The 21,415-nt window shown below is 70.8% G+C and carries 15 protein-coding genes; 10 read left to right on the forward strand and 5 right to left on the reverse strand.

All coding sequences use genetic code 11. From position 1 onward, the window contains the following. Positions 1–25: 25 nt before the first annotated feature. The 4 genes from K3769_RS28420 (at position 26) to K3769_RS28435 (ending at position 3,298) form a co-directional block, all read left to right on the forward strand. Positions 26–463 carry an ester cyclase gene (locus K3769_RS28420; RefSeq protein ID WP_267029118.1) on the forward strand — a complete coding sequence of 146 codons (438 nt, stop codon included), beginning with the start codon at positions 26–28 and terminating at the stop codon, positions 461–463. A gap of 201 nt (positions 464–664) precedes the next feature. After that, complete coding sequence (locus tag K3769_RS28425) at positions 665–1,303, forward strand: PadR family transcriptional regulator (RefSeq protein ID WP_267029119.1); 639 nt, start codon at positions 665–667, stop codon at positions 1,301–1,303. Positions 1,304–1,466: 163 nt separating this feature from the next. Next, positions 1,467–2,447, forward strand: a complete 981-nt coding sequence (locus K3769_RS28430) for an ATP-binding cassette domain-containing protein (RefSeq protein ID WP_267029120.1) — start codon at positions 1,467–1,469, stop codon at positions 2,445–2,447. After that, on the forward strand, positions 2,444–3,298 hold the full coding sequence (locus K3769_RS28435; RefSeq protein WP_267029121.1) for an ABC transporter permease: 855 nt from the start codon (positions 2,444–2,446) through the stop codon (positions 3,296–3,298). Before K3769_RS28430 ends, K3769_RS28435 begins: the two co-directional genes overlap by 4 nt. Positions 3,299–3,382: 84 nt before the next feature. Here the strand turns inward: K3769_RS28435 and pepN (K3769_RS28440) are convergent, their stop codons facing one another. Then, positions 3,383–6,163, reverse strand: coding sequence for an aminopeptidase N (gene pepN / locus K3769_RS28440; RefSeq protein ID WP_267029122.1), 2,781 nt, complete (start codon positions 6,161–6,163; stop codon positions 3,383–3,385). A gap of 216 nt (positions 6,164–6,379) precedes the next feature. On the opposite strand from pepN (K3769_RS28440), the gene K3769_RS28445 reads away from it, so the two are divergent. Continuing rightward, positions 6,380–7,246: an SCO4651 family lipoprotein gene (locus K3769_RS28445; protein ID WP_267029123.1), complete on the forward strand. Its 867-nt coding sequence runs from the start codon at positions 6,380–6,382 to the stop codon at positions 7,244–7,246. An 84-nt stretch (positions 7,247–7,330) separates the two neighbouring features. On the opposite strand, the gene K3769_RS28450 is transcribed toward K3769_RS28445, so the two are convergent. Further along, the gene (locus K3769_RS28450; RefSeq protein ID WP_267029124.1) at positions 7,331–8,356 is read right to left on the reverse strand and encodes an aspartate-semialdehyde dehydrogenase; all 1,026 of its coding nucleotides are present in this window, start codon (positions 8,354–8,356) and stop codon (positions 7,331–7,333) included. A gap of 193 nt (positions 8,357–8,549) precedes the next feature. Between K3769_RS28450 and K3769_RS28455 the strand changes: the two genes are divergently transcribed. Beyond that, positions 8,550–9,104: an RNA polymerase sigma factor gene (locus tag K3769_RS28455; RefSeq protein WP_267029125.1), complete on the forward strand. Its 555-nt coding sequence runs from the start codon at positions 8,550–8,552 to the stop codon at positions 9,102–9,104. A gap of 1 nt (position 9,105) precedes the next feature. Further along, entirely contained in the window at positions 9,106–10,116 is a 1,011-nt protein-coding gene (locus tag K3769_RS28460; protein WP_267029126.1) for a hypothetical protein, read from the forward strand. Positions 10,117–10,196: 80 nt separating this feature from the next. Here K3769_RS28460 and K3769_RS28465 read toward each other — a convergent pair whose 3' ends face one another. Continuing rightward, entirely contained in the window at positions 10,197–13,529 is a 3,333-nt protein-coding gene (locus tag K3769_RS28465; protein ID WP_267029127.1) for a S8 family serine peptidase, read from the reverse strand. Between the two features lie 231 nt (positions 13,530–13,760). Here K3769_RS28465 and K3769_RS28470 point away from each other — a divergent pair, with 231 nt between their 5' ends. The 3 genes from K3769_RS28470 (at position 13,761) to K3769_RS28480 (ending at position 17,487) form a co-directional block, all read left to right on the forward strand. After that, on the forward strand, positions 13,761–14,228 hold the full coding sequence (locus tag K3769_RS28470) for an NUDIX hydrolase (protein WP_267029128.1): 468 nt from the start codon (positions 13,761–13,763) through the stop codon (positions 14,226–14,228). Between the two features lie 201 nt (positions 14,229–14,429). Beyond that, complete coding sequence (locus K3769_RS28475; protein ID WP_267029129.1) at positions 14,430–16,187, forward strand: TIGR03767 family metallophosphoesterase; 1,758 nt, start codon at positions 14,430–14,432, stop codon at positions 16,185–16,187. A 139-nt stretch (positions 16,188–16,326) separates the two neighbouring features. Further along, positions 16,327–17,487 carry a serine hydrolase domain-containing protein gene (locus tag K3769_RS28480; protein WP_267029130.1) on the forward strand — a complete coding sequence of 387 codons (1,161 nt, stop codon included), beginning with the start codon at positions 16,327–16,329 and terminating at the stop codon, positions 17,485–17,487. A 6-nt stretch (positions 17,488–17,493) separates the two neighbouring features. On the opposite strand, the gene K3769_RS28485 is transcribed toward K3769_RS28480, so the two are convergent. Next, positions 17,494–18,540: a hypothetical protein gene (locus K3769_RS28485; protein ID WP_267029131.1), complete on the reverse strand. Its 1,047-nt coding sequence runs from the start codon at positions 18,538–18,540 to the stop codon at positions 17,494–17,496. Positions 18,541–18,752: 212 nt separating this feature from the next. Next, a complete protein-coding gene (gene pepN, locus K3769_RS28490) occupies positions 18,753–21,335 on the reverse strand; it encodes an aminopeptidase N (protein WP_267029132.1) in 2,583 nt (860 codons plus the stop codon). Positions 21,336–21,415 lie beyond the last annotated feature (80 nt).

The following is a 21,415-nucleotide window of genomic DNA, read 5'->3' on the forward strand; positions in this document are numbered from 1 at the left end:
GTCCGCGAGACTGTGAGGAATCGCCATGTCAATGGCCGAGCGCAAGGCCCTGTGTCTGGAAATGGTCGCCGCCTGGAACCGGTGGGACCTGAGCGGGATCATCAAGCACTGGTCGCCGGACATCGTGCACTACTCCGAGGACACCGAGGTGAGTTCCGCCGACATGATCAAGCTCATGGAGGGCGGGCTGCAGGCGTTCCCCGATCTCCAGCTCGAAGTGAAGAGCATCATGGCCGAGGACGACCGGGTCATCCTGCGCATCACCGTGACCGCGACCCACTCGCACGAGTTCATGGGCGTGCCGCCGACCGGCGAGCGCGTCAGCTGGCACCTCGTGGAGGAACTGCGCTTCGAGGACGCCAAGGTCGTCGAGCACTGGGACGTCATCAACATGCGCCCCCTCCTGGTCAAACTGGGCAAGCTGCCGGACGTCCCGAAGGTGGAACTGGAAACGAGCGCCTGACCCGGCCGGACGTTCAGCCGCCGGCCCGTGGGTCCGGCGGGCGTGGCCCGGGGGTGCGGGCGGGTTCCGTCCCCCCCCGGGGCGCGCGGGCCCCAGGTCCCGCGCCCGGTCGTCCTCCGTCGTGCCCGGGGCGGCTCACTAAGCTGGCGCCCAGGCGCGCGGTGGACACGAGAACGCCGCACCAGACGGAACGGGGTGACGATGTCGGCGACGCGGTTGCTGGTCCTCGGGGTGGTACGCGGGTTCGGCCGGACGCACGGTTACCGGGTGCGGGCCGAGTTGCTGTCCTGGGGGATCGACGACTGGGCCAACGTCAAACCCGGCTCGATCTACCACGCGCTGCGGCAGCTCGCGAAGATCGGCCTGCTGGAGGCCAGCGAGATCGCGCACTGGCCGGGCCGGGTGGACTACAGCGTGACCCCCGAGGGGGACGAGGAGTTCTTCCGGCTGCTGGTCGACGCGCTGGAGCGGCCGGAGCACCGCGCCGACATGCTCAGCGCCGGGCTCGCCCTGATGCCCGCGCTCTCCCGCGAGCGCGCCGTGGCGGCCCTCTCCACCCGCCTGGCCGTTCTGGAAGCCCAGCGGGCCGTGCTGCGCGCGGAATCCGCGCCGGTGCACGCCGACGGCCTGCCGGCGCATCTGGGCGAGCTGTGGACGATGCGTACGCGCTACGCCGACCTCGGCGTCGAGTGGACCCGCGACCTGCTGAAACGGGTCAGGTCCGGCGAGTACGAGATGGCCGGCGAGCACGGGCCCTCCTTCGGGACCCCGGGATCGTGGCGCGCCCTCGTCGAGCCCGGGGCGGGGTCCGCGGTCGGGCCCGGGACGACGGGCCGCTGACGGACGACCCCTCTTCGCACGACTTACTAATCAAACTTGCATAGTGGGTCGCCCGTGCTCTAGCTTGGACCAGTAATCAAATTTGATTACTGCTCTGCGTGTCGTTCGTTCCCTGCCATGGCGCACAGCCTCTCGTGGCGCATCAGGACCAAGGAGTCACAGATTGAGTTCGCAATCCACACTTGCCATCGAGACGTCGGGACTCGTCAAGACCTTCGGTGAGACCCGGGCCGTCGACGGTGTCGACCTGGCCATCCCGCAGGGTGTCGTCTACGGCGTGCTGGGTCCCAACGGCGCGGGCAAGACGACGACGATCCGGATGCTGTCCACCCTGCTGACCCCCGACGGCGGCACCGCCCGGGTCCTCGGGCACGACGTGGTCAAGGAGGCCGGGGCGGTACGCAGCCGGGTCAGCCTCACCGGCCAGTTCGCCTCGATCGACGAGGACCTCACCGCCACCGAGAACCTCACCCTGCTCGCCCGGCTGCTGGGCTTCTCCCGGTCCCAGGCCGCCGCCCGCGCCGAGGAACTGCTCGCGGCCTTCGACCTCACGGAAGCCGCCGGACGGCAGTCCAAGACCTTCTCCGGGGGCATGCGGCGCCGCCTCGACATCGCCGCCAGCCTCGTCATCACCCCCGACCTGCTCTTCCTCGACGAGCCGACCACCGGACTCGACCCGCGCAGCCGCAACCAGGTGTGGGACAGCGTGCGGGCCATGGTCGCGCTCGGCACCACGATCCTGCTGACCACGCAGTACCTGGACGAGGCCGACCAGCTCGCCGACCGGATCGCCGTCATCGACCACGGCCGGGTCATCGCCGAGGGCACCACGGGCGAGCTCAAGTCGTCCGTCGGCACCGGAGCCCTGCACGTACGGCTCGTCAACGCCGAGAAGCGCCCCGAGGCCGCCCAGTTGCTGACCCGGGCCCTCGCCTCGCCGGTCTTCCAGGAGTCCGACCCGTTCGCGCTCTCCGTGCGGACCGACGACAACGAGCGGGTCGCGGGAGCCCTCGCCGAACTCGCCCGCTCCGAGATCGCCGTCTCGGACTTCGCGTTCGGCAGGCCCAGCCTCGACGAGGTCTTCCTCGCCCTGACCGGGCGCCCCGCGGAAGACGGCAACGACAAGCAGGAGGAAGCGGCATGACCCTCACATCCGAGACGACGGCCGCCCCGGGCGTGCCCAACGACGCTCTGCGCAAGGCCCTCACCAGTCAGATCCGCCCCTCCCGCCCCAACCCGCTGACCGCCGTGCGGGTCTCGGCCTGGCGCACGATGCGGAAGATGAAGCACTACGGCGTGGCCGTGCTGTTCGACGTCACGCTCATGCCCATCGTCTTCCTGCTGACCTTCACCTACCTCTTCGGCGGCGCGTTCGCCGGCTCGACCGAGGAGTACCTCCAGTACTTCCTGCCGGGCGTCCTCGTGCAGACCGTCATCATGCCGACCGTCTACACCGGCACCGCGCTCAACATGGACATCACCCGCGGGATCTACGACCGCTTCCGGACCCTGCCGTTCTGGCAGCCGGCCACGATCGTGGGCAACCTCCTCGGCGACGTGGTCCGCTACGTGCTGGCGCTGACCACCACCATGAGCGTCGGGCTCGCGCTGGGCTTCCGGCCCGACGGCGGAGTGGGTGGCGTGCTGGCCGCGATGCTGCTCCTGCTGCTCTTCGCGGTGAGCGTCAGCTGGATCTTCGCCGCGCTGGGTGTGGTCGCCAAGGCGCCCGAGACGGTGTCGGGGTCCAGCATGCTGGTGATGTTCCCGCTGGTCTTCACGAGCAACATCTTCGTGGAGCCGGAGACGATGCCGGGGTGGATGGAGGCGATCGTCAACGCGAATCCGGTCAGCAACGCGGCCACCGCTGTGCGCGGGCTGGTGCACGGGGACGCGAGTGGGGCGGACATCGGGTGGGTGTTGCTGGCCAGCGGGGTGATCACGCTGATCTTCGCGCCGCTGACGATGCATCTGTATCGGGCCAAGAGCCGGACGTGATGCGGGGCTGTTGGGGGTCGCGCCCCGCGGCCCTTGGGGGCTGCGCCCCCTAAAAGCCAAAAGACGGCGCCGTTCCCCGCGCCCCTAAAAGCGAAAAGCCAAAAGACTGCGCCGTTCCCCGCGCCCCTGGTGGGGCCGCGGTCCTGAACGAGCCACGGCAGCCGGGCTGGTTGTCTCCCCCGTCGGCGCGGCGGTGCCCGTGCTGCGGCTCACCTCCATACGGAAGCGGCGCTTCCGGGCCCGAGCCCGAGGAAGCGCCATCTTGCCTCGGCGGAGGGCGTCGCCGCCGACGCCGCCGTGTCTCGCCTGGGCCCGCAGGGCGCGCTCGACGCCGGAGCGGGACTCCGAGATCAGCCGGCGCAGCGCCGCGCTCGGCTCGGCCGAGGCCAGCCACTCGTCCGTCTTCGCCAGGGTGTCCGCGGAGACCTGGACCGACGGGTAGAGGCCGACCGCGATCTGCTGGGCCATCTCGTGCGAACGCGAGTCCCAGACGCCCTTGACCGCCGCGAAGTACTTCTCCGTGTACGGGGCGAGCAGTTCGCGCTGGCCGAACTGCACGAAGCCGCCGATCACGGCCTCCTGCACGGCGTTCGGCAGCTTGTCGGACTCGACGACCGACGCCCAGGCCTCCGCCTTCGCCTCCTCGGTGGGGCGCGCGGCCCGGGCGGTCGCCGCGTGCCGCTCACCCGCGGCGGTCCTGTCCCGCTCGTACTCGCTGGTGATCTCCGCCTCGTCGAAGCGCCCCACCGCCGCGAGCCGCTGCACGAACGACCAGCGCAGCTCGGTGTCGACGGCCAGGCCCTCGATGCTCTCCCGGCCGTCCAGCAGGCCCTCCAGGAGGTCCAGCTGCTCCGGCGTACGGGCCGTCGCCGCGAACGCGCGCGCCCACGCCAGCTGGTGGTCGCTGCCGCCCGCGGAGGACCGCAGATGGGCCAGCGTGGCGTCCGTCCAGCGGGTCAGCAGTGCCTCGCGGGCGTTCGGGTCGGCGTACAGCTCGACGGCCGTCAGCACCTGGCGGTGCAGCGACTGCACGACACCGATGTCCGACTCCTTGCCGATGCCGGACAGGACGAGCGAGAGGTAGTCGCGGGCCGCCAGTTCGGCGTCGCGGGTCATGTCCCAGGCCGACGCCCAGCACAGGGCGCGCGGCAGGGAGGCCTCGAAGTCGCCGAGGTGCTCGGTGACGAACGCGAGGGACTGCTCGTCGAGACGGACCTTCGCGTACGACAGGTCGTCGTCGTTGAGGAGGATCACGGCCGGGCGCCGCTTGCCCACCAGCTCGGCGACCTCGGTCAGTTCGCCGTCCACGTCCAGCTCGATACGCTCACCGCGCACCAGTTTGCCGCTGCCACCCGCACTGTCGTCCAGGTCGTACAGGCCGACCGCGATGCGGTGCGGGCGCAGCGTCGGCTCGCCCTTCGCGCCGGCGGGCAGCGCGGGAGCCTCCTGCCGGATCGCGAAGGAGGTGATGACACCGTTCGCGTCCGTCTCGATCTCCGGACGCAGGACGTTGATGCCGGCCGTCTGCAGCCACTTCTGCGACCAGGTGCCCAGATCCCGCCCGCTGGTCTCCTCCAGCGCGCCGAGCAGGTCGGACAGCTGGGTGTTCCCGTACGCGTGCGCCTTGAAGTACGCCTGCACGCCCCGGAAGAACTCGTCCTCGCCGACGTACGCCACGAGCTGCTTGAGGACGCTGGCGCCCTTGGCGTACGTGATGCCGTCGAAGTTGACGAGCACGTCGTCGAGGTCGTTGATCTGGGCCATGATCGGGTGCGTGGAGGGCAGCTGGTCCTGCCGGTACGCCCAGGTCTTCATGGAGTTGGCGAACGTGGTCCACGAGTGCGGCCAGCGCGAGCCCGGAGCGTACGACTGGCAGGCGATCGAGGTGTAGGTGGCGAAGGACTCGTTCAGCCAGAGGTCGTTCCACCACTCCATCGTCACGAGGTCGCCGAACCACATGTGGGCCAGCTCGTGCAGGATGGTCTCGGCCCGCACCTCGTACGCGGCGTCCGTCACCTTCGACCGGAAGACGTACTGGTCGCGGATGGTCACCGCGCCCGCGTTCTCCATCGCGCCGGCGTTGAACTCCGGCACGAAGAGCTGGTCGTACTTCTTGAACGGGTACGCGTAGTCGAACTTCTCCTGGAACCACTCGAAGCCCTGCCGCGTGACCTCGAAGATCGCGTCCGAGTCGAGGAACTCCGCGAGCGAGGGCCGGCAGTAGATGCCCAGCGGCACACTCTGCCCGTCCTTCTCGTACACGCTGTGCACCGAGTGGTACGGGCCGAGGATCAGCGCCGTGACGTACGTCGAGATGCGCGGCGTCGGCTCGAACTCCCAGACGTCGTCCTTCGGTTCCGGCGTCGGCGAGTTGGAGATCACGGTCCAGCCGGACGGCGCCTTCACGGTGAACTGGAAGGTGGCCTTCAGGTCGGGCTGCTCGAAGCTCGCGAAGACCCGGCGGGCGTCCGGCACCTCGAACTGGGTGTAGAGGTAGGCCTGCTGGTCGACCGGGTCGACGAACCGGTGCAGCCCCTCACCCGTGTTCGTGTACGCGCAGTCGGCCACCACCCGCAGGACGTTGCGGCCCTCCAGGATGCCCGCCAGCTCGATCCGCGAGTCCTTGAAGACCTCGGCGGGATCGAGGGAGTCACCGTTGAGGACGACCTCCTGGACGGCCGGGGCCACCAGATCGATGAAGGATCCGACGCCGCTCTCGGCCGAGTCGAAGCGCACCGTGGTCACGGACCGGTAGGTGCCGCCCTCCACCGCGCCGGAGAGATCGAGATCGATCTCGTACGAGTCAACGGTGAGCAGCTTCGCCCGCTGCTGTGCCTCTTCGCGGGTCAGGTTTGTGCCAGGCACGCGGTCATCTCCTCGTGATGGGTCAGTTGCGTCATCCTTCCACGGCGGGTGCGGGAGTGCGATGTCCGTTTCCCGCCGGTGTGCGCGGCGGGCGCGGGGCGGCCCCGGAGCCATGACCGGCCGGATGTGGGCGGGGAGGAGTGGCAGGTAAAGGACGGGGAACTCGGGTTCGAGCAAGTAGACCGGCTATGAACCGAGTTGTGGGGGAAAGTCCTGATGGCAGCGAAGCGTGTCCTGGGAATCGCGACCGTGCTGGTGCTCACCGCGGGTGTGTCCGCCTGTTCCGGCGGGGACGACGGCGGGGACGGGAAGAAGGACGGGGCGAAGGGGGCGTCCTCGACCAAGGGCGCGTCCGAGTCCCAGGTGGTGCGGGCCGCCCACGAGAAGACGACCGCCGCGGACTCGGCGAAGATGGCGCTCGCCACCGAGGCGACGGCGGCCGGCAAGACGGTCACCGTCCGCGGCACCGGCGTGATGGACCTCGAGGACGGCGCCAGCACGATGACGATGACGTCCCAGGGGCAGAAGATCGAGCAGCGCGTCCTTGACGGGGTTGTCTACCAGAAGGCCCCGGCCGAGCAGCGCGCCCAGCTCGACCTGCCCAAGGGCAAGACCTGGATGAAGATCGACCCGGCCAAGCTGAACGGCGCGGGCGGGCAGGTCAACGACCCGGCGGAGTCCTTCGGATACACCAAGGGTGTGAGCGACCGCGATGTCACCAAGGTCGGCACGGAGACGGTCGACGGGACCCGCACCACGCACTACCGCGTCAAGGTCGCCGTGAAGGACCTCGCCAAGGGGGACCGGGCGAAGGCCGACCAGCTGGAGAAGCAGCTGGGCACGTCGACGCTGCCGCTGGAGATGTGGATCGACGACGAGGGCCGGCTGCGCCAGGAGACCATCAAGCTCACGCTGAAGCCGCAGGCGGGCGGGGGGCAGAAGGACCAGACGGTCACCAGCACGACGACGCTCAAGTTCAGCGACTTCGGTACGGAGGCGGACGTCGAGGCGCCGCCCGCGGCCGACACGGTCGACGTGACGAAGAAGCTCGCGGACGCCTCCCAGGCCGGGGGCACGGCCTAAAAGATCGCGCCGTTCCCCGCGCCCCTGGATGGGGGCTCGGGGAACGGCGCGATCTTTTTGTCTTGAAGGACGGCCCGGCAGCGGTCAGCTGAGTTCCGCCGCCACCAGTTCCGCGATCTGGACGGCGTTCAGGGCCGCCCCCTTGCGGAGGTTGTCGTTCGAGACGAAGAGCGCGATCCCGTGCTCCACGGTCTCGTCGGCGCGGATCCGCCCCACGAAGGACGGATCCTGCCCGGCGGCCTGCAGCGGGGTCGGAATGTCCGACAGGGCGACACCCGGCGCCCCCGCCAGCAGCTCCGTGGCGCGCTCCGCGCTCAACGGCCGCGCGAACCGCGCGTTGACCTGCAGCGAGTGCCCCGAGAAGACCGGTACCCGGACGCAGGTCCCGGACACCTTGAGCTCCGGGATCTCCAGAATCTTGCGGGACTCGTGCCGGAGCTTCTGCTCCTCGTCGGTCTCGTTCAGCCCGTCGTCCACGATGGACCCGGCCAGCGGCAGGACGTTGAAGGCGATGGGCCGCTGGTAGACCTGCGGCTCGGGGAAGTCGACCGCCGAACCGTCGTGGGTCAGCCGGTCCGCGTCGGCGACGACCTTCTGCGCCTGGCCGTGCAGCTCGGCGACACCGGCGAGCCCGGAGCCCGAGACGGCCTGGTAGGTGGCGACGACGAGGGCCTCCAGGCCCGCCTCCGCGTGCAGCGGCTTCAGCACGGGCATCGCGGCCATGGTCGTGCAGTTCGGGTTGGCGATGATCCCCTTGGGCCGGTCCGCCACGGCGTGCGGGTTGACCTCCGAGACCACCAGCGGAACCTCGGGGTCCCTGCGCCACGCGGAGGAGTTGTCGATCACGACGGCACCCTGCGAGGCGACCTTCTCGGCCAGCGCCCTGGACGTGGCGCCGCCCGCGGAGAACAGCACGATGTCGAGGCCGGAGTAGTCGGCGGTGGAGGCGTCCTCCACCGTCACGGACTTGTCCTTGTAGGCGATCGTCGAACCGGCCGAACGGGCCGAGGCGAACAGACGCAGCGTCTCCACCGGGAACTCGCGCTCGGCGAGGATCCTCAGCATGACGGTGCCGACCTGACCGGTGGCTCCGACGATTCCTACCTTCACAGCGACTCCTTCTACCTGCTCGTCTGTCGGCCGGGACATGGGCGCGGCATGGCCGAGTTTCCATCATGTGTCTCACCCGGCCCCATGTGTCCAATCCTTTGCCCGCGCACTGAGACGGTGTGACATACGCCTCCGCCGAACGTTTCGCACGTCCCCTGCGTCTATGAGGAAACGCGGTGAGGGGAGGGGTGCTGTGCTGCGCAGAAGAACCCGCCGTGTCCAGGAGGCCGAGGAATCGGTACGGGGAGCACTCGACGACCCCCTGGACGCGGCACAGGAGCGCCGGGTGCGTGCGGTGCTCGCGCTCGGCGGCGTACCGCAGACGGACCTGCCGGACGGGGTGCAGCAGGTCCGGCTGCGGCTCCTGGAGCGGGCGGCGAGCGGGGCCGAGGCGCCGCGTGACGTGTCGGCGTGGGCGGCGGTCGTCGCCTCGAACCTGGCCGTGGACTGGCACCGGGCCCGGCGCCGCCAGGAGCGGATCGGTGAACGGCTGGCCTCGCTGCGGCCCGCCGAGCACACCGGGGGCGACTCCGGCGAGGAGACGAAGGTGCTGTCGCTCGCCGTCGCCCAGGGCCTGGACGAGCTGCCCGACGCCCACCGGCAGATCCTCGTGCTGCGCTTCTACGCCGACCTGCCCGTCCGGGGGATCGCCGAGGAGCTCGGCATCCCGGAGGGCACGGTCAAGAGCAGGCTGCACTCGGCGGTCCGCGCGCTGCGCACCCGCCTGCACGAGGACGAGGTGGTGTGACATGCCCGAGTACGGAGGAGCCGACGACAAAGAAACCCCGCAGGACAGGGCCGCGCAGAACAAGGCCGCGCAGGCCGAAACCGCGTACGACGGGGCCCCGCACGAGGCGACCGCGTACGAGGCGACCGCGTACGAGGCGACCGCGCACGACGGGACTCCGCACGACGAGCCCCCGTACGACCAGACCGCCTCCGGCGGCATCGACGCGCTGCTCGTCGCGATCACGGACGAGCCCCTGCCCGCCGGCGCGCGGGACGACCCGCGGTTCATGGCTCGGCACCGGTCGGCGGTCGCGGACGTGGCCCTGCTGAGGGAACAGCTGCGCGTCATCGGCGACACCCTGGCCGACGACGGACCGCGGGCCGCGCGGGCCCCGTCGCCCGGCCGACCGGCGCCCCGCGCGCCCGCGCCGCCGGGAGCGCCGAAACAGCCGACCGCGCCCCACAGGCCCCACCGCTCCCGGCGCTACGCGGGAGCGGCCGTGGGCGCCCTCGTGATCGCCGCGGGCACGACGCTGCTCGGCGGACTGGTGTGGCTCGGCGTGCAGGGCGGCGGGGGCGGCGCCGCGGACAGTGACGCCGGTGCCAAGAGCGACTCCTCGGCCGGCCGGAGCGAGGACAGCGGGGGCGACACGTCGTCGCTCTCGCCCGAGATGCGCCTCGCGTGCTCCAAGGTCCTCGCCGAGGGGACCGTACGGAGTGTCACGTCCACGGGCGAGGGGAACGTACGCGTCGTGCTGGAGGTGCGGCGCTACTACCGGCCCGAGCAGCCGGTGGCGGACCACCCGACGGTCACCGTCACGTTGCCCGGGGCGGCGCGGGAGGACCTGAAGCCCGGCACGTACGCCCTGGTGCGCGTGCCGCTGTATCCGCGGGACCCGCTGGACGACGAGACCGGCCGGCCGGACTACGAGACCGGCCGGGGGGTCGGCGACGCCCGCGAGGAGATCGTCGGGGCCCTGTCGGGAGCGCGCGGCCTGGAGTGCGCGGGCCCGGAGGGCGACCGGGGCTGAGCGGGCCGGTGCGGGGAACGCGGAGGGCGGGCGCCCGGTCGAACCGGACGCCCGCCCTCTGTGCCAGTGCCTGCCGAAGGCTACGGCGTGACCTTCTCGATCAGGACGCTGCCCGTTCCGGCCGCGGTGCCCCGCGCGTTCACGAGCTGCACGCGCCCGAAGAACGTACGGCCGGCCGGCGGCGCCGCGTTCGCGACGACCTGCGCGGAGACCGACGTCGACGCGCCGGAGGCGAGCTTCACCGGAGTCGCGGCGACCTCCACCTGTCCGAGCGAGGGCGCGAAGTACACGTCCAGGTAGTCGTACGCGGTGGTGCCCGCCGGAACCGAGTAGCCGGCGATCAGCACGGTGTACGTGCCGGCGGCGGGCGACGGCACGGAGACGGCCTCCTCCGAGTCGCCGTCCGCGGACGAACCGACCTCGTTGCCCTGCGCGTCGTAGACGGACAGGTCGAGGTCGGCGGCGGCGTCGGAGACGTTGCCGATGCTCACGTCGAGCGACTCGGCGCCCGCGGGCACGTCCACCGTGACGGTGTCCGTGGCGCCCTCGGCGATGGTCGGCCGGGTGCTCTTGGAGGAGCCGAGCGGACCGCCCTTGAGCGAACCGTCGACCGCGGCGAGCTTGTTCGTCACCTTCCAGGAGGCCGGGGTCGGCGTACCGACCTTGGCGTCGGGGACGGTCACGACGGCCGGGTCGAACTCGGCGCCCAGCACCTCGACGTTCAGCTTGTACGGGTTGTCGAGCAGCGGTGACGTACGGCGCGACTCGACCTCGATCTCCCAGACGCCCGGCTGCGGGTCGCTGTAGGACCGCAGGTCGGGGCGGCAGCCGTTGCCGTCGAGGTAGTTGTTGTAGCAGTACGGCGTCGACGTGTTGTCGATCGGGACGCCGTACGGGTGGATGGCGATGAACCGGGTCTGGCTGCCGGTCTTCAGCCCGCCGATCGCGACCTCGAGGTTCTTGGCGCCCTCGGGGACGGTCACGAAGTACGACGTGGAGGAGTTGCGCTGGACCTTGCCGGACGCCGCGTAGGCGTACTTCTGCGCGGCGGACAGCGGGGCGGAGACCACCACGGTGGTCAGGATCTGCTTGTCGACGCCCTCGGTGCGCGGGTCGTCGACCTCCAGGATCGCGCTGCTCAGCCCGGCGCTGCCCGGCCTCGCCTCGACCTTCACCGTCACCGGCTTGTTCAGCGGCAGCGAGACCGTGTTCCTGCCGACGATCCGGAACGTGTCGTCCCAGTTGTTCGCCAGGCGAAGCGTGTGCCGGACCGGACGGTCCACACCCGTGGTGCGGGTCACGGTGACGTCGTACGTCTTCTTCTGGCCGGCCTTCAGGCCGCCTTCGCGGTCGTAGAGGCCGGTGCCGAAGCCCGGGGTCTTGAGCGCGAAGTCGATCGCGGTGTCGACCGGGGCCTTCACCGCGTAGTCGGAAGGCGCTGTCCGGTGCGCGCCGGCGGTGCGCCGGATCGAGTCCCAGGCGGCCTCGATGTCCATGAGGCCCGCGCCCTCCGCGTACGCCTGCGTGCCACTGATGTGGTCGGCGGTGGAGGTCAGCGCGGTGCGCAGCTTCGCGGGCGTCAGGCTGACGCCCTTCTGCTTCGCTGCGCTGAGCAGCAGCGCGGACGCGCCAGCGGCCTGCGGGGACGCCATCGAGGTGCCCTGCAGCATCGAGTAGCCGGGCGGCAGGGAGTAGCCCGCCTCGGCGACCGGGCCGCCGGGGAACCAGGTCTGCGTGGTGTTGATGGAGGCGCCGGGCGCGGTCAGCGTCGGCGTGAAGCCGCCGTCCTCACGCGGGCCCCGCGAGGAGAAGGGCAGCATCGCGTACTTCTTCTCCACGGCCGAGCCGTAGTTGGCGGCCCAGGTCTCCTTGGAGATGGACGCGCCGACCGAGATGACCTTGTCGGCCAGGCCGGGGTCGCCGATCGTGTTGGCGCCGGGGCCCGAGTTGCCGGCCGAGATGACCAGCTGGACGCCGTAGGTGTCGATGAGACGCGTGTAGAGCTCGGCGCGCGCGTTGTTGCCGTCGTTCAGCGCGGGCAGACCGCCGATCGACATGTTCACGATGTCGACCCCGCGGTTCGCGACCAGGTCGATCATGCCCTCGGTGAGCGCGACGTTGGTGCAGCCGCCGCTCCAGGTGCAGGCGCGCGAGGAGACGAGCTTGGCGCCGGGCGCCGCGCCGTTCATCTTGCCGCCGAACAGCTTGTTGGCGGCGGTGATGCCGGCGACGTGCGTGCCGTGCTCGGACTCGATGATGCCGATGTTGACGAAGTCGGACTTCTTGCCGACCCAGTCGCCGCCCAGCGGGTCCATCGGGACGTCCTTGCGGATCTCCACGACGAACGGCACACGCTCGGCGATCTCGGTGGCCGGGTCGTCGGTACCGAAGTAACCGATCTGGTAGCCGTCCTTGTACGGCTTCATCGCCGCGTCGTCCGTGAAGTCGTTGTTGTCGTTCAGGTCGACGCGGACCGTCCCCGCGGCGGCGTCGTAGAGCACGCCCCAGCTGTCGGTCGTGTCGCCGTCGCGGTTCAGGTCGCCGTTCGCGTCGCCGCCGGTGGACGCGGACTCGCGGAAGCGGCTGACCGCGTAGTCGCCGGCCGGGGCCTTCCAGCTCTCGCCGTCGTAGGTGAAGACGGGGCCCGAGCGGGCGTTGACCATCGCGCGCCAGGTCGCGTCGCCGTCGACCAGCGGGTCGGTCGCCGTCACCCAGTCGACGATCTTGCGCTCGCCGGTCGTCGTCTTCTGCAGCGCGGGGTGCGCCACGTCGACACCGGAGTCGAGGATGCCGATGGTGATGCCCCGGCCGTCCGCCTTCGGGTTCTTCTTCACGAAGTCGACGGCACCCGTCTCGAAGGACGGGTTGTACGGGTTCTCGGCGGGGGTGTTCCTGCCGGGCGCCGGATACGTGCCCGCCGTCGGGGTCTTCCCGGCATTCTTGGCGGTGTCGGCGGACGGGGTCGGGTCGTCCAGCACGATCTCCTGGCGCAGGTCGATGCCGTGCACGGAGGAGAGCTTGGAGGCCGCCGCGATGGCCGCTTCGGCCCTGGCGGTCGGAACGGTCGCGCGGACGTAACCGAGCTTGTCGTAGGTGCGGCCGACCGAGCCGCCCTTCACCGCGTCGAGCTGCCCCGCGACCTGTTCGGTCTGCCCCGGCGCGGTGGCGATCATCATCGTGACGTTCTTGTCGCCGGCCGCCTGGGCCTGGGCGAGGAGATCGGCGTCGGCCGAACCGAGCTTGCCGCCGGCCGACTTGACCGGTGTGCCGGCGGGGGTGCCCGGGTCGTCCGCGGAGAAGGCCATGGGTATCGGCCCGGCCGCGGAGAGGGCGGCCACGAGTCCGGCGGCGACGGCTATGCGTGCCGCGCGTCTCGCCCCGCTGATCGGAGCGCGCTGAGAGTTGAGGGTCATCAGCATCCTTGTGAGTAAAGGAAAAGTCCGTTCACGATCGGATCGACATCGGACCGATCGCGTCAGTCCGGAATGTGAACCCGGATGACCGCTCAGCTTTACGTAAGAAACGGAAGTTTGGGGAGAGCTGACCGAGACGTGAACTGTTCATGGCGTAATTCCGCCATACGTCATGCGGCCGATCTCCGGCCAAACCGGGACGTGCGGGTGCCCCTGACGTAACGTCTGCCCATGCAGAAGGAGTTGAGGGTGGCGGCCTACGCCGTGTGCGTGCGGGACGGACGGATACTTCTCGCGCGCTGGGTGGCGAGGGACGGCGGCAGGCGCTGGACCCTGCCGGGCGGCGGCATGGACCACGGCGAGGACCCGTACGACACCGTGATCAGGGAGGCCGAGGAGGAGACCGGCTACACGGTCGAACCCCTCTCCCTCCTCGGCGTCGACTCGATACGGCGGACCCACCCGCGCCGCCTGGGCGCCGACGTGGACTTCTACGGCCTGGGGATCGTCTACGAGGCCCGCGTCACCGACGGTGAACTGCGCCACGAGACCGACGGCTCGACCGACATGGCGGCCTGGTACCCCCTCGAAGAGGTGCCCGCCCTGGAACGGGTGGGACTCGTCGACGTGGGGCTCGCGCTGTGGCGGGAGCGGCCCGCGGTCGGGCGGGTCCTACCCCGTCAGATGAACATGGAGTGACCGGCCCGCCTCCGTCCGACGAGGGCTCGGTGGACGCGGAGGGTAGTCCAAGATCGACGTACGGTGATCGGCGCTGCCCGTTGCCGTCCAGTTAACGCGCAGGTCATCCCCGGTGCCAACCATCCAGTAAGAGCGGGAAGTTCGTGACAGCGAACCGCCCGCGACCACTGCTGACGCGTCCGCACCAGGGGAGACCGCGCCATGTCGCGCATACGCTCTGTCGCCACCGCCGCCCGTGACCGCCGAGCCTTCCTGGCCGCCACCGGGGCGGTGTCCCTCTCCGCGGGCATCGGCTTCGCGCTGCGCCCGGGAACGAGCGAGGCCGCCACCCACCCCGCCGCCGCACAGGGGCAGCCGATCGCCGTCTCCCGCAGGGCGCCGGCCGCACCCCTGGCCCCCTACACCCGGGGCACCACCCTCTCCTCCGTCGCCACCGCGCGCCCCGGCTCCGGGTACCGGCGGCTCGGCGACGGGCCCGCCTGGTCCCGCGTCGTCCGCGGCGACCTGGCCGCTCCCGCGTCCGGCCGGGCCGGGCGGCGCACCGCGCTCGCCGCGTTCGTACAGTTCACCGACCTGCACCTGGTCGACGTACAGCACCCGCTGCGGTACGAGTACCTGCGCGCCCAGACCGCCAGCGCCTGGCGTCCGCAGGAGTCCCTGTCGGTGGCGGGCGCGGTCTCGCTCGTCGAGCGGGTCAACGCGCTGCGCGGCGCCCCGGTCACCGGCTCCCCGCTGCACTTCGTGATGACCACGGGCGACAACACCGACAACAACGCCAAGACGGAACTGGACTGGTTCCTGAAGGTGATGAGCGGCGGTCGCATCACCCCGAACTCCGGTGACCCCGCCCGCTACGAAGGCGTCCAGAACAGCGACCTCAAGCTGTACTGGCAGCCCGACGCGGCCCTGCGCGACGCCGACAAACAGCTCGGCTTCCCGCGTATCGAGGGCTTCCTCGCCGCCGCGATCCGCGAGGTGCGCAGCCCCGGCCTCAACCTGCCCTGGTACTCCACGGTCGGCAACCACGACTCGCTGCCCGGCGGCTGCTACGCGCCCGGCGACTCCTTCTTCGCCGAGTTCGCCGTCGGCGGCAAGAAGCTGATGACGCTCGACGAGTCCGTCGGCACCGCCATCTGGAAGAACGTGAAGAAGGGCGGTGACCCCAAGGGCGCCGGCTTCAAGGAGATGCTCACGTCCCAGGCGCGCCGGATGCGTTCGGTCACCCCGGACGAGGCCCGCGCCCCCTTCACCCCCACCGAGTACCTCCAGGCCCACCTCGATCCGGCGCACACCGGCACGGGCCCCGTCGGACACGGCTACTCGCAGGCCAACCTCGCCGCGAAGACCCAGTACTACACGTTCCGCATCGCGGACGACGTGCTCGGCGTCAGCCTCGACACCACCGACCCGGGCGGCCACTACGAGGGCTCGCTCGGCACGGCCCAACTGCGGTGGCTGGAGCGCACGCTGAAGGCGGCGGACAGGGACAACGAACATGTCGTCGTCTTCAGCCACCACACCAGCAAAACGATGCGCAACCTCCGCGAGGACCCCGCGCACCCGGGGGAGCGGCGGCACGGCGGCGACGAGGTGCTCTCCGTGCTCGGCGCCCACCGCCCGGTGCTGGCCTGGGTCAACGGCCACAGCCACAAGAACGCCGTCACCCCGCACGCCGGCTCGGACGGCCGCTCCTTCTGGGAGATCTCCACGGCCTCCCACGTCGACTTCCCGCAGCTCGCCCGAGTGATCGAGATCGCCGACAACCACGACGGCACGATCTCCCTCTTCACCACCCTCATCGAGTCCGCGGCCCCCCACGAGGCGGACTTCACGGACCTCTCCCAGACGGGCCTGGCGGCCCTGTACCGAGAACTGAGCCTCAACGCCCCGGGCGCCCGAACGGACCTGAGCGGCACCCCGGCGGACCGCAACACGGAACTGATCCTGAAGAAGGGCTGACGGGCTTCCAGGAGCGCGGGGAGCCGCGCGAGCAAAAGGCGGCCGGATCAGGCCCAACCACCCCGGCCCAAGGCAACCCCCACACCCCACCCCCAGGTCACTCCCGTCGACACACCCGCGACGGAAGGCGTGACCCGACATGACCGCACCCCGCACCCTCCGCCTGGCCCTCACCACCGCGGCAACACTCGCGGCAGCCGCGCTGGCGACCCCGGCGGCCCTGGCGGACGCCCCGCCCCGGGCGAGAGAACACACCGCGACCCAGCGGGCGATGGACGCGGCGGTCAAGGACGGAGTCCCCGGAGTCGCAGCCCAGGCCGACAAGAACCACACCACCTGGAAGGCCACCGCGGGCGTGGGCAGCCTCAAGACGAAGAAGCCCCGCTCGGCAGAGGACCACTTTCGGGTAGGCAGCATCACGAAGACCTTCACGGCGACGGTCGTACTCCAGCTGGAAGCAGAACGCGTGCTCTCACTGGACGACACCGTCGACAAGTGGCTGCCCGGCGTCGTCCACGGCAACGGCCACGACGGCCGCCACATCACGCTCCGCCAACTCCTCAACCACACGAGCGGCATCTACGACTACACGACGGACGACACCTTCGCCCGCACCTACCTCCTGAAGGACGGCTTCTTCGAGCACCGCTTCGACGAGCTGTCGCCCCGCGACCTCGTGAAGATCGCGACGTCCCACGCGCCGGACTTCGCGCCGGGCACCTCGTGGAACTACTCCAACACCAACTACGTCCTGGCCGGCATGGTGATCGAGAAGGCCACGGGCCACACGTACGGCGACGAGATCCGGCAGCGGATCATCCAGCCGCTCGGCCTGAACGCCACCCTCGTCCCGGGCACGTACCCGAAGGTGCCGAAGCCCAGCAGCCGGGCGTACGGAAAGCTCGCCGAGACGGCCACCGGCCCGACCTACGACGTCACGGAACTCAACCCCGCCCTCGCTTCCGCGGCGGGCGAGATGATCTCCGACCCGGGTGACCTCAACCGCTTCTACTCGGCGCTGCTGCGCGGCAAGGTCCTGCCGAAGAAGCAGCTCGCCGAGATGAAGACCACGGTCGAGGTCGCCGCGATCCCGAACGCCCGTTACGGCCTCGGCCTCATCGAACGGAAGCTGAGCTGCGGTGTCGTCGTCTGGGGCCACGGCGGAGGCATCCACGGCTCCACCTCGGAGGCGGTCACCACGGTGGACGGCCGCCACTCGCTCGCCTTCAACTTCAACGGCGACTGGTCGGGGAAGCCCAACGCGGTGATCGAGGCCGAGTACTGCCCGAACCCGAAGTAGCAGGCCCTACCTGGGCAGCACCACCACATACGCCGCCGGATCGCGGTCCCCCGACGCCATCAGAGCCGTACGGACGACGGTCGCCTGCTGTTCCATCGAGTCCCGCAGCTTCTTCGGTGTCACATGGACGACCGTGATGCCGAGGCGCTCCAGGTGCTCGCGCTTGCGGGCGTACTCGGACCACATCGCGTCGTCGTCGTGGCGCGGGGCCCGGGTGTCGAGTTCGAGGGCGACGGCGTGTTCGGGCCAGTACGCGTCGAGGCCGCCGAGGAGGGGACCGCCGGGCAGCCGCAGCTCCACGTTCCAGACCGGGTCGGGCAGACCGTGTTCCCTGACCAGCCGGTAGAGCCGGTCCTCGGCGATGGCCCGGCCCTCCGCGAGGAGGGAGTCGACGGCGTCCACCACGTGCGGCCGGCTCAGCAGCCGGGCCTGGGTCAGCTCCCGTACGACCGCGGCGGGTTCGCAGTGCCCGCCGCGCACCGCCTCGGTGAGGAGCCGGCGTACGACTCCCGCGTCCGTGATGTCGGCGACCGCGTCGGCCAGCGCACGCGGCACGGGCGCCACGGGGATCCCGCCCAGCCGCACGGGCTCCGGCATCCCCGGCGTACGGACGATACGGACGCAGCCCGTCGAGCGCAGTCGTCGCAGCCGCGGGACGAGGACGTCGACGCGGTCCAGGGAGAGCAGCGGGGGAGCGGCCGCGAAGCGGTGCAGGGCGAGTGCCGCGAGGCCGGTGATCATCGCGTCGGTGTACCCCTGCGGGGCGTGCGGTTCCGCGGCGCCCGGCTGGGCGGGCACGGCCGGTTCCGTGACGGGGCAGCGGGCCGCGTACATGAGGACCGCGTGCAGCCGCTCCTCGCCGGTGGCGGGCCCCGGGCGGAGCAGGTAGACCCCCGGCAGGAGCTGCTGCCAGGAACCGCCCGGCCGGCACTGCGCGTTGATGTCGGCGGTGCTCACGCCCCTCGACCGCAGCTGCGCGGTGGTCATGACGCGCTGCTGGACGTCGGACAGGTGGCGGAGGGGCCGGGGGGAGAGCGGGGTGTTGTGGTTCATGACGTCGAATCTGCCGCGCCTGATCCGCTGCCTAACCGCTGTTACAAGTCCGTCGTCAAAACCGGACAACCCCGCTCTAAAGTCCGCCCCTCGAACTGCCGAAACCCCCTGGTCCGTCAGGGGGTCACGGCTCCGATTACCCACATTCCGTAACTGTTATGGACGCCCGCAAAGTCAACACGCCAAGCCCCGTCCCCCTATAGGGGCACGGGTCAGGGGCGTGGTGCGGCCCCGTCACACGCCTGTCCCCGCAGCGCCCGCCCGAGGTCGTCCCTCGCCTCCGACACCAGCCGCCGCAGCGCGGGCGCGGCCTGCCCGTGCGAGGCGAGCCACGCGTCGGCAGCCGCGAGGGTCCCGGCGGAGTCCTGCAGCGAGGGGAACAGCCCCCGCACCACGTCCATCCCGATCTGGATCGACCGCTCCTCCCACACCCGCTCGATCACGTCGAAGTACTTCGACGCGTAGGGAGCGGCCAGCTCCCGGTGGGACGCCTGCGCGAAGCCCCCGATCGTCGCCTCCACCAGCGCGTTGGACAGCGAGTCCGACTCCACCACGGCGGCCCACGCCTGCGCCTTGACCGCCGCGGACGGCCGGGCGGCCAGACACCGCACCTGATGCCGCTTCCCGGACGCGGTGTCGTCGCGGGCCAGCTCCGCCGCCAGCACGGCCTCGTCCACCACCCCGTGCGCGGCGAGCGGCTCCAGGAACGCCCACCGCAGCTCCTGGTCCACATCGAGCCCGTCGACCTTCTCCGTCCCCTCCAGCAGCTCCCGCAGCAGCCGCAGCTCGTCCTCGCCGGAGGCGACCGCCGCGAAGAACCGCGCCCAGGTCAGCTGGTGCTGGCTGCCGGGCCCGGCGGACCGCAGCTCCCGCAGCGCGCCCTCGGCGAGCAGCCGCCCGCCGGTGGCCCGCCACTCGGGTGCCGCGTAGAAGGTGAGCGCGGAGTTCGCCCACGCGTGGAGCGTCTGCAGCACGCCGATGTCGGACTCGCGGCCCGCGAAGCGCAGCACGAGGTCGACGAAGTCCCGCGCGGGCATGAGCGCGTCGCGGGTCAGGTTCCACAGCGCCGACCAGCACAGCGCACGGGCCAGCGGGTCGGTGAGGTCGCCGAGACGGGCCCGCAGCGTGTCCAGCGACCCCTCGTCGAAGCGGATCTTGCAGTACGTGAGGTCGTCGTCGTTGACGAGGACCAGCTCGGGGGCGTCGGCCCCGGCCAGCTCACCGACGACCGTGCGCGGCCCGTCGACGTCCACCTCGGCCCGCGCGTACCGCACGAGTGAACCGTCCGCGCCCTCCCGCCGGTACAGCCCGACCGCGACCCGGTGCGGCCGGAGCTCGGGATGCGACTCGGCGGCCTCCTGGAGGACCGTCAGCTCATCGACCCGGCCCTCCGCGTCGAGGAGCACCTGCGGGGTGAGGGAGTTGACGCCGGCGGTCTGCAGCCAGGACCGCGACCAGGCCGCCATGTCCCGCCCGCTCGTCTCCTCCAGGACCGCCAGCAGGTCACCGAGGCGCGTGTTCCCGTACGCGTGCCGCTTGAAGTAGCGGCGGGCGCCCTCCAGGAACGCGTCCCGTCCGGCGTAGGCGACCAGCTGCTTGAGGACGGCCGCGCCCTTGGCGTACGTGATCCCGTCGAAGTTGAGCTTGGCGTCCTCCAGGTCGCGGATGTCGGCCGTGACCGGGTGCGTGGAGGGCAGCTGGTCGGCGCGGTACGCCCACGCCTTGCGGTTGTTGGCGAAGGTGACCCAGCCGTTGGTGAAGCGGGTCGCCTCGACCATGGAGAACGTGCCCATGAAGTCCGCGAAGGACTCCTTGAGCCACAGGTCGTCCCACCACACCATGGTCACCAGGTCGCCGAACCACATGTGGGCCATCTCGTGCAGGATCACGTTCGCCCGGCGCTCGTACGACGCCTGCGTCACGTTGCCGCGGAAGATGAACTCCTCGCGGAAGGTCACACAGCCCGGGTTCTCCATCGCGCCGAGGTTGTACTCGGGCACGAACGCCTGGTCGTACTTCCCGAACGGGTACGGGTAGTCGAAGTGGTCGTGGAAGAAGTCGAGGCCCTGCTTGGTGACGCGGAAGACGTCGTCGGCGTCGAAGTGCCTGGCCAGGCCCTTGCGGCAGAGCGCGCCGAGCGGGATCTCCAGCCGCGTGCCGTCGGCGAGGACCCGCTCGTACGAGTCGGTCACGTAGTGGTACGGACCGGCGACGACGGCCGTGATGTACGTCGAGATGGGCTTGGTGCCGGCGAACTTCCACACCCCTTCGGTCAGTTCACCGACGCCGTTGCTCCACACCACCCAGCCCTCGGGGGCGCGCACCTCGAAGCGGAACGGCGCCTTGAGGTCGGGCTGCTCGAAGTTGGCGAAGACGCGGCGGGAGTCGGCCGGCTCGTACTGCGTGTAGAGATAGACCTCGCCGTCCTCGGGATCGACGAAGCGGTGCATCCCCTCACCCGTGCGGCTGTACGCGCACTGGGCGTCCACCACCAGTTCGTTGTCCTCGGCCAGGTCCTCCAGGAGGATGCGGGAGCCGTCGAAGACCGCGCCCGGATCGAGGTCCCTGCCGTTCAGCGAGACGGCCGTGACGCTCGGCGCGATCAGGTCCGCGAAGCTCGTGGCGCCCGGCTCCGCGCTGCGGAACCGGATGGTCGTCACCGACCGGAACGTACGCGGCCCGCTGTCGGTCCCGCCCACCGCGGAGCGCAGGTCCAGGGACACCTCGTACTCCTCGACGGACAGCAGCGCCGCCCGCTCGCGGGCCTCGTCGCGGGACAGATTCTCACCGGGCACGGGCGGCACTCCCTCGTGGCGTCATGGGTACGTGTGAACAGGACCGATCCTGCCATGTGCCCCTGACACGGGGCACCCGG

Source organism: Streptomyces ortus (genome assembly GCF_026341275.1).
GTDB lineage: Bacteria > Actinomycetota > Actinomycetes > Streptomycetales > Streptomycetaceae > Streptomyces > Streptomyces ortus.

Bases quoted from the DNA above. Each gene is read 5' to 3' on its own strand.
- K3769_RS28420 (WP_267029118.1), top strand. From the start codon at position 26: ATGTCAATGGCCGAGCGCAAGGCCCTGTGTCTGGAAATGGTCGCCGCC.
- K3769_RS28425 (WP_267029119.1), top strand. From the start codon at position 665: ATGTCGGCGACGCGGTTGCTGGTCCTCGGGGTGGTACGCGGGTTCGGC.
- K3769_RS28435 (WP_267029121.1), top strand. From the start codon at position 2,444: ATGACCCTCACATCCGAGACGACGGCCGCCCCGGGCGTGCCCAACGAC.
- K3769_RS28445 (WP_267029123.1), top strand. From the start codon at position 6,380: ATGGCAGCGAAGCGTGTCCTGGGAATCGCGACCGTGCTGGTGCTCACC.
- K3769_RS28460 (WP_267029126.1), top strand. From the start codon at position 9,106: ATGCCCGAGTACGGAGGAGCCGACGACAAAGAAACCCCGCAGGACAGG.
- K3769_RS28465 (WP_267029127.1), bottom strand. From the start codon at position 13,529: ATGACCCTCAACTCTCAGCGCGCTCCGATCAGCGGGGCGAGACGCGCG.
- K3769_RS28470 (WP_267029128.1), top strand. From the start codon at position 13,761: ATGCAGAAGGAGTTGAGGGTGGCGGCCTACGCCGTGTGCGTGCGGGAC.
- K3769_RS28475 (WP_267029129.1), top strand. From the start codon at position 14,430: ATGTCGCGCATACGCTCTGTCGCCACCGCCGCCCGTGACCGCCGAGCC.
- K3769_RS28480 (WP_267029130.1), top strand. From the start codon at position 16,327: ATGACCGCACCCCGCACCCTCCGCCTGGCCCTCACCACCGCGGCAACA.
- K3769_RS28485 (WP_267029131.1), bottom strand. From the start codon at position 18,540: ATGAACCACAACACCCCGCTCTCCCCCCGGCCCCTCCGCCACCTGTCC.